Source organism: Devosia sp. XGJD_8, from assembly GCF_046614475.1.
Taxonomy (GTDB): domain Bacteria; phylum Pseudomonadota; class Alphaproteobacteria; order Rhizobiales; family Devosiaceae; genus Devosia.
Window position 1 is genome coordinate 584,286 of sequence record NZ_JBKJHF010000001.1, and the last position, 16,265, is coordinate 600,550.

Below are 16,265 nucleotides of genomic sequence, written 5' to 3' on the forward strand. Positions count from 1 at the left end.
GCAGGGGGCCCCGGTAGCACCCAACTGGACGGGAGTTACCGGAGGGTAACCCTCGGCCGGTATGGTTGCCGGAAACCCAGCAGGACTGCCCATGCTTGCCCGCGTCTTTCAATTCTTTTCCATCGTTGTGGCCTTGGCGGCCCTAACGGGTTGCCAGTTCGCTGGTGACAACCGCCACAACGTGCCATTGCCGAAGGCGCTGGTCGACCGCATGGCGATCATTGGATCCTCCCCGGGCGAGCCGATGATGATCCGCGTTTACAAGCAGACCTCTGAGCTGGAGGTGTGGAAGCGGACCAATACCGGTCGGTACGCGCTGCTAAAGACCTATCCAATCTGCAAATGGTCGGGCGAGCTCGGGCCGAAGATCCAGGAAGGCGACTACCAGTCGCCAGAGGGGTTTTACGATGTCACACCTGCTCTGATGAACCCTAAATCCAGCTACTTCCTGTCGTTCAACGTTGGCTTCCCCAACAAGTACGACCAGGCATGGGGCCGCAATGGCAGCTACCTGATGGTCCATGGCGATTGCAAGTCGGTGGGGTGCTACGCCATGACCGATGAAGGCATCAAGGAGATCTATGCCATGGCCCGCGAATCCTTCAAGGGCGCCAACCGGTCCTTCCAGCTGCAGCTGCTGCCGTTTCGCATGAACGAGACGAACCTGGCAGCCAACGCTGCTAGCGCTCATTCCTCCTTCTGGCTCAACCTCAAGGAAGGCACCGATATCTTCGATGCCACCCAGGTGCCGCCCATAGTGGACGTGTGCGCGAAGCGGTACATCTTCAATCGAGCCGATGCGGGTCGCGGGCCGCTCGATCCCAATGGCGACTGTCCGGTCGGATCGTTCTCGACCATGTCAGCCTTGCAGGGGTACAATAGCTAGGTCGGGCATCTGATTGGGATGCCTGGTCCGGCGGGGCTGACTGCCAGCTGCCGGCCGAGCACGAAACAGACGCAAAGGTCCTTGACCTTCCCATTGTTGGAAGCTCCAGATTGGGTGCATTCCAACAAGAAGGACGGATACGGATGTACAATTTCCAAGTCAGCGACATGACCTGCTCGCACTGCGTGGCCACGGTCGAGAAGGCGGTGAAAAGCGTCGACGCGGCCGCCAAAGTCGACATCGATCTGGGTTCGCTCGCCGTGAAGATCGAGAGTGACGAGCCGGTCGAGCGGTTCGCCCAGGCAATCGAAGATGCCGGCTATACCGGGCAACTTCGAACCTAAGCTACCCAATAGGGCCGCTGCGACACCGCAGCGGCCCTATTCTCAGCACGGTTGGGTTGTTCGTCTGCTTAAACCTGGCGGGGCTCGGCCCGGGCGGGAAGCTCCCGATAGACATAAACACCGGTGGCGATGACGGTCAGGAGCGCAAGGATGGCGCTCAAGATGCCTGTCCCCTCATAGAAGGCTGTCGACGCGGATTGGGACCAGAGTTGCATCGCAGTCCCCACGACCGCCTCCTCGCTGCCGGGCAGGAACGTGATGTTCTCCAGCCCGGCGGCCTTGACGACGTGGTCCAGGAACCCGTCGAGGAAGCCGAACCAGAACACGACGAGGCCGGCGTAGGCGCCGTACGCCCAGAGCAACGCGGGTTTGCCTGAGCGTGAGTAGAGTGCCCAGAGAACGATGGGGACCGCCAACCCCACCCCGGTGGGCAGAATGAGCGCCGGACCCAACCGGAAGATATGATGAATTCCGGTGGCGAGAAGGGTGGCCACCAGTGTTGCGAGCGAGGCGAGAGCCGGAGTGGTCTTGAACATGATTGATCCCTTGATAGCGGACAACTTATCCGTTACCGAACAAATGTTCTTAAACTGGATGACTGTCCACCTGCCGACATTCCGTATGGAACAGCTTTGGACGGAGTGTTCGGAAATGATGGATCGTCGCGTCAGAAAGACCAGGGAGGCCCTCTATTCGGCCTTCGTCGCGCTGGTCGCCGAAAGGGGATATGACGGGTTCTCGATCCAGGACCTCATTGATGAAGCCGATGTCGGGCGCACTACATTCTATGCGCACTTCAAGGCCAAGGAGGATCTGCTGCAGTTCGGTTTCAACCGCTGGCGGGACGAACTGACGTCCCTGCCCAAATCCACCGCAGCGGAACGGAGGGCGTTCATGGAAGCCCTGCTTGGCCATGCAAAGTCCCATGCCGGGCTCTTTGCCGCTCTCCTCAATGGCGGCGGGGGCGCGCTTGCAGAGACCGAGTTCCGATCGATCCTTGAAGAGGTGGTGGCAGTAGAGGTCGGGCCAGGTGTACACCGGGCTACGATGATCGCCATGCTGAGCGGGGCGCTGCTGGCTGCAATCCGCCAATGGATCGATGCAGGCGTCAAAGGGTCCGGCGCAGAAATCCTCGATGCTTTCGACAAACTGGTCTCCGCAGCGAAGCGGTGACACACTCCTGGTCCTGCGAATGAGGGAACCGTCGGCTCCCACCTTGAGTTAGCCAACCATGCTGAGCCCTGCCAAAAATGCGACGGCGCCTTGGGGAACGATCCGGCGGTTCGTTGCCCTGACGATGTTTGTCGTGTTCAGCATGATTTCCCACAATGCCGGCCACGCCGCACAATTGGACACCCAGGCGCATGCTGCCAGTGTGCTCGCCGCGCATCATTGCCCGGGCGAGGATTGCCAGGGGCATCACGAGGGTCAGGTCAGTTGCTGCGGTTTGGGCCATTGCGGTGTCCCTTTGCCCGGGCCTCCATGCGCCTCCACCCGCGTGTCGCTGTTCTCCGCCTATCCGCACCATCCCTTCGAGATCGCGCTCCGCTGGGCCAATGCAGGAGTGGACCGCCCTCCGAAATTGACCTGATTGAGTCGGGCGCAAGCCCTTGATGCCACAAATCAGGATAATGAAAATGTACACCTTCAAGACTGCACTGCTTACCTTCGCGCTACTGGCCGGCACGGTTGCCTCTTCGTCAGCCCAGGACGCCATGCCAGGTCACGACATGGCCGCCATGGGCGGCGAAGTCGCCTCGATCCTTCCCGAGATCTGTAAATCGGGCGGCGAGGCGCCGATGATGCCAATGGCCATGGACCCGGACATGGACCAGGCCCATGCCGACTTGATGGCCGGCATGGACGCCATGAACCGGGATATGATGACCGGCGCCAAGGCTGAGGACATCGACGTGGCCTTTGTCTGCGGGATGATCCCCCACCATCAGGGTGCGATCAGCATGGCCAAGGCCGAGCTGGCGCATGGCGACGACGAATGGGCCAAGGAAATGGCCCAGAAGGTCGTCGATGCTCAGGAGGCGGAAATCGCCGAGATGCTGGCCTGGCTCGAAGAACAGGCCGCCAAGTAAGCTGGACCGGGCAAGACCAAAGGGGCGCTTCGGTGCCCCTTTCCATGCTCGTGGTCGGGTCAGACGCGCCTTGCATGGAGCCGAGGTGCGAGGGAGATCATCGGCTCCGCTGCACCTCCCGCTCGCGATCGGGCCAGGTTTGTTTAATGTAGTCGAGGATGGCCACGATCTCCTGGTCGCTGAGCGTTCCCCGGAATGCGGGCATGTCCGTTTGGTATCCGGGGGCTATGGCAGCCAGGCCATCGCGCACGATCCTGAGCAGTTGCTCGTCGGAATGGTGCCAGGTATGTCCCCTCTCATCATGGGGCGGCGCCGGCAATCGTCCGCTCGGCAGCCGCTCCATCCAGTTGGGCTGGCCCTCGAGGTTGGCGCCGTGGCAACTGGCGCAATACTCCAGGTAGAGCGCCTGACCGTCAGGCTGTGCCGGTTGCGCCAGTGCTGTACTCGCCACAAAAATCGTCACAGTCAGCGCCAGCAGGAGGTTCATTGGGCAACTGACTCCAGGGATGCGCGAATCCATTCGCCGAACTCCAAGGTACCAACGTCTGAGAATACCCTCCACAAGTCGGTCCGACGAGCGCAGCTGAGCCGATGACGACGAAGTGACGAAAGGGCTTGACCTTGTCACGGTGGGAAGGCGCACACTTCGGCGATCGAACCAGAGGACAGTGATATGAACGGCACCACCGATACGCCCCAACATCATGATCACCACGCCCAGCCTAAGACCCATGCCGGGCACCAGGTGAAGGATCCGGTCTGCGGTATGTCGGTCGATCCCGCCACGGCCAAATTCAGCGCCAGGCATGCAGGCGACACATTCTATTTCTGCTCGGCCAAATGCCACGACAAGTTCGTGGCCGACCCTGCCGCCTACCTTGTCAAGGCGGGGGCGCCGCCACCCGCGGCGGCTCCCGGCACGGTCTATACCTGTCCGATGCACCCCCAGATCCGCCAGGATCATCCCGGTAACTGCCCGATCTGCGGCATGACGCTGGAGCCGGAGATGCCGACCGCCGAGACTGGTCCAAGCGCCGAACTGGTCGACATGACCCGGCGTTTCTGGATCGGCACGGCATTGGCGGTGCCGGTGTTCCTGCTGGAGATGGGCAGCCATCTCTTCAATTTCCATGCCTTCATATCGCCGCAGAACCTGAACTGGGTTCAATTGGTCCTGGCCACGCCGGTGGTGCTCTGGGCCGGTTGGCCGTTCTTCGAGCGTGGGGCCGCGTCCGTGGTCAACCGCAGCCTCAACATGTTCACCCTGATCGCCATGGGCATTGGCGTGGCCTGGCTCTACTCCGTCATCGCTACTGTCCTGCCTGGCATCTTCCCGGCTGACATGCGCGGCATGGGTGGGGCGGTGCCAGTTTATTTCGAAGCGGCTGCCGTGATCACAGCGCTGGCCCTGCTAGGTCAGGTGCTCGAACTGCGGGCGCGCGAACAGACATCCGGGGCCATCAAGGCCTTGTTGGACCTGGCGCCGAAGACGGCACGGCGCATTGGCGCCGATGGATCGGATGAGGAAGTCGGCATCGAAATGATCGCTGTCGGCGATCGCTTGCGGGTCAGGCCCGGCGAAAAGGTGCCGGTCGACGGAAAGGTCATAGAGGGCCGCAGTGCGCTCGACGAATCCATGGTCACCGGAGAGTCCATGCCCGTCACCAAGGAAGTCGGGGATCGATTGATCGGTGGCACCATCAACCAGTCCGGTGGACTGGTGATGGAAGCGGTGCAGATCGGCCAGGACACATTGCTGGCCAGGATAGTCCAGATGGTGGCTGCCGCCCAGCGCTCACGAGCGCCGATCCAGAAGCTCGCCGACCAGGTGTCCGGCTGGTTTGTGCCGCTGGTCATCGGCATTGCGGTCATCGCCTTCATCGCCTGGGGCATATGGGGGCCGGAGCCGCGCCTTGCCTATGGTCTAGTGGCAGCGGTTTCGGTGCTGATCATTGCGTGTCCCTGTGCCCTCGGGCTGGCAACGCCGATGTCCATCATGGTTGGCGTCGGTAAGGGCGCCACGCTCGGTCTTCTAATTAAGAATGCTGAGGCTCTGGAGCGGCTGGAGAAGGTCGATACCCTCGTGGTCGACAAGACCGGCACGCTCACCGAGGGCAAGCCGGCTGTCACGGCCATCATTCCCGCAAACGACGGCGGCGAGGAAAGCCTTCTCCGCCTTGCGGCGAGCCTCGAGCGGGCAAGCGAGCATCCTCTGGGCCTCGCCATTATCAACGCGGCCAAGGAACGCGGCCTGACCCTCTCAGACCCAACGGACGTGGACTCGCCTGTCGGCAAGGGCCTCACCGGAATGGTCGAGGGGCAGCAACTGCACATCGGTAGTGCTAAATACCTCAAATCCATGGGCATCGACACGGACACCTGGACGGATCGTGCCAATGCGCTTCGCGCCGATGGCGCTACAGCGATCCTGGTAGGGATCGACAAGCGCCTCGCCGGAGTCATCGGGATTTCCGACCCCATTCGCCTGACCACCCCAGCTGCCCTGACAGAGCTTGCACTGCAGGGTATCAAGGTCGTGATGATGACGGGCGATAACAAGGTAACCGCCGATGCCGTCGCCCGCAAACTGGGCATCGAGGCCGTGGAAGCGGACGTCCTGCCGGAGCGCAAGAGCGAGGTCGTCAACCGCTTGCGCGAACAGGGTGGTGTCGTTGGGATGGCTGGAGACGGCGTGAATGACGCCCCGGCGCTTGCCGCGGCCGATGTCGGCATTGCCATGGGAACCGGCACCGATGTCGCCATCGAAAGCGCTGGCGTCACGCTGCTCAACGGCGACCTGATGGGCATCGTCAAGGCTCGCGCCCTGTCGCAGGCAACCATGGCCAATATCCGCCAGAACCTGTTCTTTGCCTTCGCCTATAATGCCGCGGGGGTCCCGGTGGCCGCCGGCGTGCTCTACCCGTTCTTTGGATTGACCTTGTCTCCGGCGATCGCTGCCGCGGCCATGGCGCTTTCCTCGGTCAGCGTCATCGGAAATTCGCTTCGACTGCGGTCGGCGCGGATCGAATAAGACAACCCTTCCTGCTGAAGGCTATGGCGAGGGTGGCGCTACACTTCGAAGGGACGCTGCCAAATCCGCCCTGGGATCTCGGATCGGGTTCTCGCCGACACGATCCAAGATCGATCAGTTGCTCGAATTGCGGGCCCGAGCAGCGTGGAGGATAGATCCGGCTTGGGCGTTTGAGGTCATGGCTCTGAGCAAATCGTCGCGCGAGATGCCGAGTTCGTCCAGCCGGGCATAATCTAGCTCGAGCAGGCCTAACAGCGCTGCCCGGCGAGAACGAGCGGTCTGCGCTTTCGTGATCCAGATCGCGAACGCGACAAGCAGATTGGCAGGCTCCGCGGTCGCGGGTGACCGCTCCTGACGACCGAGGGTGGAGCGGGGATGGGGTATGAGGCCAGAAGCGCAGCCGTCAGCGGTCGATGCGAAGGCGGTGCAGCCTGTATTGGGATTGCTCATTGTCGTGGACCTTGTGGCAGACTGGAACTACTGCCGAACCTTGTCAGGCTGGCCACGGTGGCAAGGTCAAGGCGTATTTGGATGGGATCTGGGCGTTCAGCGGAACACCAACTGTAGTGATTTTGACCTAGCGCCAGTCCATAGACGTGCACTAGGGACCCCCAGCAGTGTGGGTAGACGCTCTCGACTCAGACGGGTTCCGCGGCCAAGAGCGAAACGGGTCACGTTGCAGAGAGTGGGCAGTCAATTTGAGCGAGCGCAAAGACCTCGCATCGGTTCCCAAGCCTAGTGAGGCGATCATCTTCAAAGAAGGTCAGCCATGCCATCCTTATACCTGCGCCACGCCATTGCTGGACTCACTATCGCTGGCATCCTGACATCACCCACGTTTGGAGCGGGCTCGCACGCGCATCCAGTCGAAAACGGGACGGCGGAGGCGCCGCTCGACATCGTCAGGGCCGCAACGGATTTGCCGGGTCCCATCGGTGAGCGCGGCCCCCAGACCATCAGGGTCGGTCTTGAGACAGTGGAGGTCACCGGCACCCTGGCTGATGGCGCCACCTACCATTACTGGACCTTCAACCGTAAGGTGCCCGGACCCTTCGTGCGGGCCCGCGTGGGCGACACCGTCGAAATCGACCTGCAAAATATGGCGGACAGTGCCGAGCCCCACAATGTCGATTTCCACGCCGCAACCGGACCGGGCGGTGGAGGCGAGGCAACCCATGCCGCACCTGGTGAAGCCAGGAGCTTTTCGTTCCTGGCGATGAAACCGGGGCTCTATGTCTACCACTGCGCGACACCACTGGCGGCAGAGCACATCGCCAATGGCATGTACGGACTGATCCTCGTCGAGCCAGAAATGGGACTGCCACCGGTCGACCAGGAATTCTACGTCATGCAGGGCGAGATCTACACGGCGGAGGACTTCGGCTCCAAGGGGCAGTTGACCAGCAGCCTCGAACGTTTGCTGGACGAGCAGCCAGAATACTACGTGTTCAACGGCTCCGCAGAGGCGCTGACGGGAGACTACGCGCTGAAGGCAAAGGTCGGGGAGACGATAAGGATCTATTTCGGCGTCGGGGGCCCCAACAAGGAATCCAGCTTCCACGTCATCGGGGAGATTTTCGACACGGTCGATGCTCTGGGGGCGCTTTCAACGGCTCCCATGTCGGATGTTTCGACAATCTCGGTGCCGCCAGGAGGTGCGGCCGTAGTCGATCTCACCCTCGAAGTGCCTGGTGAATTCTTGCTGGTGGACCACGCTTTGTCCCGTGCCGCCCGCGGTCTGGTCGGCAGACTCATCGTCGAGGGAGCAGACGCGCCAGAGGTCTTTGACGCGGCCGGACCCCCAAAAGAGACGGCAACTCAAGCCGCCAATGAGCACGCCGCGCACTGATGGGAGGGCCCGCCGCTGGGGTTCATGTCTGCTTCTTTAATCGGGCATTGGGGCCAAGCTCCGATCTTCTCTTCCACTGCGTTTCGTCCTGGCCGGGTCACGCTTCTTTTCGTGGTCGGCATGGCGGCGCGAGCCGGAGCTGCCACAAGCATTGGTCGGATCGGGTCGGGGTGCCTTGCTTTCAGACGCGCTATGATGCGCAGCAGACAGTTGCGGCTTTGCCCCGGCTCCCTGGTCCGCACCGGACGAGCTGCAACGACGAGCTGGTTTTCCTGGTAGGAGATCACATCGTCAGGCGAGCGCCTCCTTCTCGACGTTGCAGAACAGGGTGCCATCGGTCCACATGGCATGGGCACCACGGCAAGTTTGCGCGCCACGGCGACCAGCGCGCGCTTGCGGCCCTTCTTGCGGGCCAGCCGAGCACCGAAGCTGCGCAGAGACGAGGGTTGGCCTCGGCCGTTCATGATGGTGTTGGCCGCCAGGAACAGGGCTGACCGGACCTCTGTTAGCTCTCGAGCCCAATGGTGGGATGTGCCGCCCGCCTCAATGCCAATCAGACAGGGCGTTGCCCTGGTGAAGGCAGAACCTGCGATCGCCGGAGTGTTTGCGCACAGCAACATCTCCAGACGCATCAACGGCATAACCTGAAAAACACTCTTGCTCCGATCTTGGCCCACGGTGGTAATCTGCATGGCGGATGGCTCCTTTGCTCGGGTTGCCTGACAGCAAACCCACTTTGGCACTCAGATGCCGGGAGAGGGAGCAGTCCACCTCATCTGAAATGGGGCGCTGAGCGGAAGGGCAAGGTGGGGCAGAATCCCGACTGGCAGCTTTCTATACTGAGCGGATAGTAGACGTCCCCCGTGGTGCGACCGTTATTGAAGCATGAAGGTTCCCGGAACGGGTTTTGATGTCGCGACTTCGATGCCCGCGAAGCTAAGAGCCAAGGCTCAGAATGTTTGCCCGAAGCCCATCGCCACGCCCATCGTAGAGGCACCTCGCACATGGCCGGCGTCCAGCCGGTATTGCAGCCCAAGTTGGAGCCGGCCTGACCCAACTGGCACCTGATAGCCTAGGCCGAGGTCGAGCTCCCGGCCGGCGGGCTCAAGGTCTGCCGCGACCTGGCGTTGTTCGATGCTGCCTTTGCTTGTGCGTCCAGTGGGAAGCTGCAACTCCATCGTTCCCGCTTCGATGCGCAGCGGCTGTGCAATCGAAAGGCTGAGCATGTCCTGGCTCGCCCAGACGCTCCCCAGTCGTGCCCCGATCTCGAATGCGGAGAATTGAATGTCGCTGATCGAAGTGACGAGGCCTCTATTGCTCCCGATGGGAGTGGCGTTGCCATATTCAAACCTGCCGAACAGCCCCAATGTGGAGGTCACCTGCTGATCAAGGCCGAGATGCAGGGTGGTAAGACTGCTGCCATCGCCCCAGCCGAAGGCGCCGTTTTCCGCCAGCCCGAGTAGACTGCCCTGTTCGCCCAGATAACTGACGCCGACACTGACGCGACTCTGCTCACCCGTGGCCAGGTTCAACCCGGTTCCGGTTACGGTATTGGTGGCAGCAGCAGCACCCTGACCGGCAAAGCCAATGGCGGTGATCTCGACCGGGCCGACGCGTTGCGCCGATGTCGCCGCAATGGTGCCGCGGGCCAGCGAGAAAACTGAAACTCCCCCGTGGGGTGCCGCATCGGCCGAAGTCTCGAACAGTCCATTGGCCGAGTTCAGAACCGCCAGGTTGCCGGTTCCGGTCTTCCCCTCACCCGAACCTGTCGCCAGGACCGAGCGGTGCGACGGCAGCGCACCCCATCTTGGCCGCTCCACCGAGGCCATCAGGCCGGGCAGCATGGACGCGGACTGGGCGGCTACGAGGGCCGACCCTTCCACTGCATAAGCCCGGTTGAGCGCGTCAAAAACCGCGATGTCCGATCCGGAAAGCGCCATCTGCAACCCGTCGCCAAAGCTGTTCGGCGTCGCGACGATACTGTCGCTCAGGCCGACCCGCTCACTCGTGACGACATGGTCCCCTGACAGCACGGAGACGCTGCCGATGGGACTCAATGCGGCTGCGATATCGAGGACGCCGTGGCCCCATTCGCCCGAATAGGCGTGGGTGACGCCGTTGCCATAATCCACCGTGCCACTCACCGTCACGCCTAAGCGTCCGAACCAGCTGTTATCCGCGCTGGCCAGCAGCCGCTTGGTCCATTCCTCCGGCGTCAGGTCGGGAAAGGCCTCGGCCAGAAGCGCCACTGTGCCCGCGATTTGTGGCGCGACATAGGACGTTCCGGTTCCGCCGGAATACGCTGTGTTGGAGGTCGCATTGGCGGCAGTCGTGGTGCCGTCACCAGCCACGCAGAAACTTGCGGCCAACCCGCAGGCGGCGGACAGGCGAATGGCCTTGGTGATGCTGCCCGATCCGTCGACTTCGAAATAGCCGTTGGCCGCGGCAACCCAGGCACCCTGCAGCCGCTGGTCGAAGTAAGGCAAGGCGGCCATAACGTCGCCCGAAGTCATGGCATTGTCATTCGACAGCGCCCAGACCACCACGCCGCCAGTCTGAAAACCGTCCAGCGCATCCAGATAGGCCTGCCAGTTCGCCGATCCATAATTGCCAATCACCGCTTGGAGCCCCTGTGCGACTGTCCGCCCGGGATTGGCCTGCAGATGGGTCTGGAAGTCGGCAGCCGAGACGCTGAAGCCCCAGGAGTTGTTCTGCGCAACCGCGCCCAGGGACGCCGCGTGCAGCGTCCCAGCTGTGACATTGGCAAGGTCCAGCGTGGCGCCACCGGTGGGGTTGATGGCGGTCAGATGCAGATCCGCGCCCGGCGCCACGCCATGCATGCCCCTACCGTCCTGAATGCCGGCGACGAGGGAGGCGACATGTGTGCCGTGGTCAGTACTGGGCAAGGCGCCTGACTGGTGGATGGTTTTGCCGGCAAATTCCTGGTGTGTCGTCCGAAAGCCGCTATCCACGATCGCTACAATCTGGCCAGCGCCTGTCAGCCCCGATGACAGCGCAGTGTTTAGGTTGTGCAAGGCAAATGCCTGGGACTGCCCGGTCGCCGGGCCGCCGGACGGGGCGCAGCCAGCATAGACGCAGTTGGCGTCAGCACCGCGGAATTCGGCAGATGTGAGCATTTGCTGCGCCCGCACCGGGTCGAAGGACACACCGCCGTTGGCCCAAGTGCTGGCCGGTGGGGCCGGTGGCGACGGCACGCTGGCAATAGTGCTGGAGTCCGAGCTGGAGCCGCCACTTGAGCAGCCGGCCAGTGCCAGCACAACGAACAGCGGGGACAGTCGGAGGGGGTGGGAAGTGTGCATGCAAGGGCCCTGAACACGTTCTGGCCCCCCGGGACGCGACAGGCCAGCCGTTAGCACAGCGGCAACTGCACGGCTGATCACATTTGGGACTAGCAGGAATCGGTCCGATCACATTTCGGTCAAAGCTCGAAAGGCGGGGGCATTGGTGCCCCCCTGCCTGCAAACAGAGTGGCGAGAATGCAGTTGTTGCTACTCCGCAGCCGAGGCGTGCATCGCCAGCAGCCGTTTCCCCGAGCCCGTCAGATGAACCTTACTTGGCCCGCCCATTACCAGGCGGTCCGCCAACAGGAGTTGCAGCAGGGGGCCATCCTCGACGGGATGTGGTCGGTTTATGAGGCTCTTGAGGAGGGTGAGGGCTTCAGGGGTGAGTTCTTCCATGGTCATTTGGACCGGGGTAGCTGAGTCTAGTGTTGCCGGCCAAGCCGAACTTCGACAGCCTATGCCCCAAAGGCTGACTTTTTCATAGGAAGCAAGGACTTTGCTCCTGATCCATCAAAGGTGCTGCGTAACCGCAATCCGGCGCGCTTAGCTGCTCCAAGGCTACCGCCCACTATCCGCTAACCAGAGGCAGCCGTTCACCCTTGTCACTTGATCTATGGAAAAGCCCCTTCCTCGGGAGCTAGCAATTGCACGCCCGCAAACCGGCCTTGCTGCCAAACCAGCCTGCAGGGCTCGATAGTCCGATCAAACAAAATCCTAAACGATCCCGGTAGGGATACATTTTCTGAAAATTCAAGTGTCAAACCGGATCCCGATCTGTTTACGAGAATGATAGGGAACCGCGTAATATCATCTTGAAGTACGACCATACCAGGCACGCGTTGCCGATACCTTGTCTCATGCCGCGTTCGTTTATTTCTTCCAAGACCGTTTTATCCTAATGGAGGTTTTTTAAAACTGGCGGCGCGTACCAGTATCCATGAAGTGCGTATGTATGTCATGCCACTGTACTTATTTTCGGCGTGCACTGGGCGTCGCCCAGGATATCTGTCACCGCGTCGGCCATGAGACATGTTTGTTGTCGATGACAAAATCATGGGCGTGGACATAGTCGGCGCCAGCACGTCGCGCATCGGCGATGTGGGCATGACCCTCTGGCAAATCAGCATGGCTGTGCTCGACGATCATCGGATCGTGGGCTGGCCACATATACAAGGCCGCAAGAAGTCCGGCAGCGGCAATGGCGGCCATGGCGAGGAAGGTCAGCGGCAATCCAGCCGCAACGCCCAGCCACCCGGCGAGGGGATAGGTCACCAGCCAGGTCGCATGTGACAGCGCGAAGTGGGCCGCGAACAATGCCGGGCGGTCCTCGGGATTGGACGACCGGCGTAGCAGGCGCCCCGCAGGGGTCTGCGTCACGGAGTACCCGATGCCAACGACAGCCCACAGGACGAGCAGGCTGGCATAGCCGACAAGCAGGCTGCCCAGCAGCATCGCAACAACGAGCAGGGTGGCGCCGACCAGCATAACCGCCCGGTCGGGAAACCGGTCGAGGAGCGCCGGCAGAGCGAATGCCGCCCCCATCGATCCGGCGCCGAAGGCGGCAAGGGCGATGGCTGTCCACTGCTGGTCCAAGCCAAATCCTGCTTGGACCAGGACCACGGTGTTGACGATGACCATGGCTCCCGCTGCCGATACGGCAAAGGTCAGCGCCAGCAGGCCGCGAAGACGCGGTGTCTTGAGATAGATACGAAGGCCGCGGGTGGTACGATCATAAGTACCACGCGCGGCGGCCGGCTTGGGGCTGGGCAGCACGACCGAAACCACCAGCAGGGCCGATGCGGCAAAGCCGATGACAGTTCCGGCGAACAGGCTGTTGAACGAAATGACCGTCAGGAGCGCGGCGGCCAGTAGCGGGCTCACCACGGTTTCGAGGTCATAGGCCAGCCGGGACAACGAGAGGGCGCGGGTATAGTCCCGCTCATCCGGCAGGACGTCGGGAATGGTCGCCTGGAAGGTCGGCGTAAACGCCGCGGAGGCCGATTGCAGCAGGAAGATCAGGATATAGACCTGCCAGATTTCGGTCACGAAGGGCAGCATCGCCGCCACGCCGGCCCGCACCAGGTCGAGCGCAACCAGCATGGCGCGTCGCGGCAGTCTCTCGGCAAAGGCCGAGGCAATGGGCGCCACCCCGACATAGGCAATCATCTTAATGGCGAGGGCTGTGCCCAGCACCGCACCCGCATTGTCGCCGGCCAGGTTGAAGGCGAGCAGCCCAAGCGCCACTGTGGCGAGCCCCGTCCCGATGAGGGCGATCACCTGCGCCAAAAAGAGGTGACGATAGGTGCGATTGCGGAGAACGGCCAGCATCAGGGCCTCCTAGAGGTATTTGGCAATGTCGCGGAACTCGTCGATCCGCGCCCGGTTCGCATCGGTGAGTGGTCCCACGGCGTCGGCGAGACAATGGTCGAGATGGTCGTGGATCAGGGTCTTCTTGGCTTGGGCGATGGCCATTTCCACGGCGTGCAACTGCTGGGCAATGTCGAGGCAGGGCCGCCCGCCTTCGATCATGTCGATCACCGATTTGAGGTGTCCATCAGCCCGCTTGAGGCGCTTGACGATCTGCGGATGGGTGGCGTGGCGGTGGGGGTGCAATTCTACATCGGTCATGCGGCATCACTATCCCCCCTGGGGGATCGTGTGCAAGGCTGCAAGACAGGTTGAGGCTCTCGTCCAATGAAGGCCGGGGAGCGGACCCTCCTTGGCGGCTGGTCGGCCGACCGGGATCAGAGGAGCCGTCTAAAGATGTCGGATCTGTCCTTACGCGTCGCTGACATCCGGCATAAGGCACGTTTCATGGGGAGTTTGGTAGCGTGACGCTCCGGACAGGTTCATCCCTACGAACCCGCTCTGAAACGGAGAAAAACCATGCGTAAGCTCCCTCTTGTCGCCTTGGCCGCTGCTTTGACCATTTCGACTGCCGTATTTGCCCAAGCGGAAACCGTGACCGTCGACCTCTCTAGCATATCCGCAGAACTAGCTGCCGAACTTGGCATCGATGTTGATGACCTGCCTTCCTCCATCGACTTGCCGGCTGAGTTGGCCGCAGAGGTGTGCGGGGTCGAAGCGGACACCATTGCGGATACCTGCGTGGCATCCGTGTCTACCGACGATCTGGTTACCGCTATCAACGAGTTGGACGATACTAGTAACGGCAGCGCACGTGAGTTTGCGCCAGGCCAGCAGGAAGGGCCGGCCAACGAAGCAGCGCCAGGTCAGCAGGACGGCGACGCCAAGGACTTCGCGCCCGGCCAGGTCAAGAAGGCGGACGACGGTGGCTCCGAAAGTGGCCAAGGCCCGGGTGACGGTGGCTCCGAAAATGGCCAAGGCCAGGGTAAAGACTCTCCGCCCGGCCAGGACAAGAAAGCCGGCGAGTAGACTGCACGTGCGTGTGGGTCACGGCCTTCGCCGTGGCCCCAAGACCTACTGCCTCAAGCAGCGCCGCGTCGGTAACCGATCAGCAGCAGCACAGTCATGGCTCCAAAGAGCACCCACTGCGGCATTGGCCATGGACTAGAGAACCACATCGCCCCCAGGGTGAGGAACAGCACCGAGATGAGCGCGAATTGGCCACCAATCAACACGGCGACCGGCAGTCGCCAGGCTGGTCGTGCTGCAGCCACAAGTGAAGCGCCACTGCCGAGCAGAAGCAAGGCAGTGATTTGGTGCCACATGACATAAAAAACACCTTTCACAACAGGCGGCAGAGTGCTGGCGAGAAGCGGCGCCATTATCTCGGGGGTGCCGGCCAAGACGTGGATGGCACTGGTGATCAGTGACACTGCAGCTGCAGCAAGAAAGTACCACGAAAAAGGCAGTTCCGCTCTTTCAGTGCGCATGTTTGCCTCCCAGCAATTTGGCCATACGGCTCCGTATGTTCTGGCACCTGCGCTTGCAGTTGTCCATACGCTACCGTATGGATGTGGCGGTCTGACGCGGTTTCGGGGGTGGTGGCGAGATGACAAACAGACGGTTCCGGCCGCAGGACTGGATCGTTGCGGCGCTCGCAGCACTTGCAGAAGGCGGCATCGGCGCTGTGCGGATCGAGAAGCTGGCGCGGCGGCTCAACACTTCCAAAGGCTCCTTTTACTGGCATTTCGCCGACCGCCCGGCGCTTCTGACTGCTTTGCTAGATTTCTGGGAAACTGAAGGTACCAGCTTGGTGATCAGTTCCGTCGACACCGTTGAGCACCCGGCCGAACGCTTGCGAGCAGTGGCTGACGCTGCGTTGGTCCCCTCAGAGCGGGGCGTGGACGTTGCGCGTGCCGAGGCAGCCCTGCGCGCGTGGGCTGCGGAGGAGCCGGTTGTGGCCGAACGGATCGCCCGTGTGGACGATCGACGAGTTGCCTACCTAGCTCAAATTCTTCAGCTCATGGGTTATGACCGCACCCCTGCACAGCGGCTGGGCACCGGCATCTATCTAGCCCTCATGGGGCTGTACGATGCAAGGCGATACGCGCCCTCGCTTGCTGACGACAGCGCATTTCATGCCTTGGTGGATGGCATAGTTGCCTCTGCCCCGCAGAAATGAAAACGTTCAAAGGGGGAGCGTTGCGCCGGCATGCGGACCGACAGTACAAGATCCAAGGCAGACCTCAGAACGGCAGGAATGGGGGAAACATGCCGCCCGGCAGGGCAGGGGGCGAGAGCGGCCTAGCTCTCGGCGTGGGGATTTGGCTGGTGGCCGAGCTGAAGGTTCCAGCAAGGTTTTTCGACATGGGAAGCGAATTGCAAGTCCGCGCCCT

General features: G+C 62.0%; 17 protein-coding genes. 9 read left to right on the forward strand and 8 right to left on the reverse strand.

What is annotated here, in order from left to right:
- Nucleotides 1–91: 91 nt before the first annotated feature.
- Nucleotides 92–886: a L,D-transpeptidase family protein gene (locus tag ACLI1C_RS02660; protein WP_411395308.1), complete on the forward strand. Its 795-nt coding sequence runs from the start codon at nucleotides 92–94 to the stop codon at nucleotides 884–886.
- Between the two features lie 143 nt (nucleotides 887–1,029).
- On the forward strand, nucleotides 1,030–1,230 hold the full coding sequence (locus ACLI1C_RS02665; protein WP_411395309.1) for a heavy-metal-associated domain-containing protein: 201 nt from the start codon (nucleotides 1,030–1,032) through the stop codon (nucleotides 1,228–1,230).
- A gap of 68 nt (nucleotides 1,231–1,298) precedes the next feature.
- Here the strand turns inward: ACLI1C_RS02665 and ACLI1C_RS02670 are convergent, their stop codons facing one another.
- On the reverse strand, nucleotides 1,299–1,766 hold the full coding sequence (locus ACLI1C_RS02670) for a hypothetical protein (protein WP_411395310.1): 468 nt from the start codon (nucleotides 1,764–1,766) through the stop codon (nucleotides 1,299–1,301).
- Here ACLI1C_RS02670 and ACLI1C_RS02675 point away from each other — a divergent pair.
- Genes ACLI1C_RS02675 through ACLI1C_RS02685 form a run of 3 tightly spaced genes read left to right on the forward strand, consistent with a single transcriptional unit; the run spans nucleotide 1,765 to nucleotide 3,320 of the window.
- The gene (locus tag ACLI1C_RS02675) at nucleotides 1,765–2,403 is read left to right on the forward strand and encodes a TetR/AcrR family transcriptional regulator (RefSeq protein ID WP_411398192.1); all 639 of its coding nucleotides are present in this window, start codon (nucleotides 1,765–1,767) and stop codon (nucleotides 2,401–2,403) included. The genes ACLI1C_RS02670 and ACLI1C_RS02675 overlap by 2 nt on opposite strands.
- Before the next feature lie 58 nt (nucleotides 2,404–2,461).
- Nucleotides 2,462–2,821: a hypothetical protein gene (locus ACLI1C_RS02680; protein WP_411395311.1), complete on the forward strand. Its 360-nt coding sequence runs from the start codon at nucleotides 2,462–2,464 to the stop codon at nucleotides 2,819–2,821.
- Between the two features lie 46 nt (nucleotides 2,822–2,867).
- Nucleotides 2,868–3,320 carry a DUF305 domain-containing protein gene (locus ACLI1C_RS02685; RefSeq protein ID WP_411395312.1) on the forward strand — a complete coding sequence of 151 codons (453 nt, stop codon included), beginning with the start codon at nucleotides 2,868–2,870 and terminating at the stop codon, nucleotides 3,318–3,320.
- A gap of 97 nt (nucleotides 3,321–3,417) precedes the next feature.
- Here the strand turns inward: ACLI1C_RS02685 and ACLI1C_RS02690 are convergent, their stop codons facing one another.
- Entirely contained in the window at nucleotides 3,418–3,807 is a 390-nt protein-coding gene (locus ACLI1C_RS02690) for a c-type cytochrome (RefSeq protein ID WP_411395313.1), read from the reverse strand.
- A gap of 186 nt (nucleotides 3,808–3,993) precedes the next feature.
- Here ACLI1C_RS02690 and ACLI1C_RS02695 point away from each other — a divergent pair, with 186 nt between their 5' ends.
- Nucleotides 3,994–6,351 carry a heavy metal translocating P-type ATPase gene (locus ACLI1C_RS02695; protein WP_411395314.1) on the forward strand — a complete coding sequence of 786 codons (2,358 nt, stop codon included), beginning with the start codon at nucleotides 3,994–3,996 and terminating at the stop codon, nucleotides 6,349–6,351.
- A 114-nt stretch (nucleotides 6,352–6,465) separates the two neighbouring features.
- Here the strand turns inward: ACLI1C_RS02695 and ACLI1C_RS02700 are convergent, their stop codons facing one another.
- The gene (locus ACLI1C_RS02700; protein ID WP_411395315.1) at nucleotides 6,466–6,801 is read right to left on the reverse strand and encodes a hypothetical protein; all 336 of its coding nucleotides are present in this window, start codon (nucleotides 6,799–6,801) and stop codon (nucleotides 6,466–6,468) included.
- 319 nt (nucleotides 6,802–7,120) lie between these two features.
- On the opposite strand from ACLI1C_RS02700, the gene nirK reads away from it, so the two are divergent.
- The gene (gene nirK / locus ACLI1C_RS02705; protein WP_411395316.1) at nucleotides 7,121–8,200 is read left to right on the forward strand and encodes a copper-containing nitrite reductase; all 1,080 of its coding nucleotides are present in this window, start codon (nucleotides 7,121–7,123) and stop codon (nucleotides 8,198–8,200) included.
- On the opposite strand, the gene ACLI1C_RS02710 is transcribed toward nirK, so the two are convergent.
- The 4 genes from ACLI1C_RS02710 to ACLI1C_RS02725 form a co-directional block, all read right to left on the reverse strand.
- Nucleotides 8,170–8,892, reverse strand: coding sequence for a hypothetical protein (locus tag ACLI1C_RS02710; RefSeq protein ID WP_411395317.1), 723 nt, complete (start codon nucleotides 8,890–8,892; stop codon nucleotides 8,170–8,172). The genes nirK and ACLI1C_RS02710 overlap by 31 nt on opposite strands.
- Before the next feature lie 258 nt (nucleotides 8,893–9,150).
- Nucleotides 9,151–11,367, reverse strand: coding sequence for a S8 family peptidase (locus ACLI1C_RS02715; RefSeq protein WP_411395318.1), 2,217 nt, complete (start codon nucleotides 11,365–11,367; stop codon nucleotides 9,151–9,153).
- Nucleotides 11,368–12,510: 1,143 nt separating this feature from the next.
- Nucleotides 12,511–13,830, reverse strand: coding sequence for an MFS transporter (locus tag ACLI1C_RS02720; RefSeq protein WP_411395319.1), 1,320 nt, complete (start codon nucleotides 13,828–13,830; stop codon nucleotides 12,511–12,513).
- 9 nt (nucleotides 13,831–13,839) lie between these two features.
- Complete coding sequence (locus ACLI1C_RS02725; protein ID WP_411395320.1) at nucleotides 13,840–14,130, reverse strand: metal-sensing transcriptional repressor; 291 nt, start codon at nucleotides 14,128–14,130, stop codon at nucleotides 13,840–13,842.
- 258 nt (nucleotides 14,131–14,388) lie between these two features.
- Here ACLI1C_RS02725 and ACLI1C_RS02730 point away from each other — a divergent pair, with 258 nt between their 5' ends.
- The gene (locus ACLI1C_RS02730) at nucleotides 14,389–14,898 is read left to right on the forward strand and encodes a hypothetical protein (protein WP_411395321.1); all 510 of its coding nucleotides are present in this window, start codon (nucleotides 14,389–14,391) and stop codon (nucleotides 14,896–14,898) included.
- 53 nt (nucleotides 14,899–14,951) lie between these two features.
- Here the strand turns inward: ACLI1C_RS02730 and ACLI1C_RS02735 are convergent, their stop codons facing one another.
- Entirely contained in the window at nucleotides 14,952–15,359 is a 408-nt protein-coding gene (locus ACLI1C_RS02735; protein WP_411395322.1) for a hypothetical protein, read from the reverse strand.
- Nucleotides 15,360–15,478: 119 nt separating this feature from the next.
- Between ACLI1C_RS02735 and ACLI1C_RS02740 the strand changes: the two genes are divergently transcribed.
- On the forward strand, nucleotides 15,479–16,051 hold the full coding sequence (locus ACLI1C_RS02740) for a TetR/AcrR family transcriptional regulator (RefSeq protein WP_411395323.1): 573 nt from the start codon (nucleotides 15,479–15,481) through the stop codon (nucleotides 16,049–16,051).
- Nucleotides 16,052–16,265 lie beyond the last annotated feature (214 nt).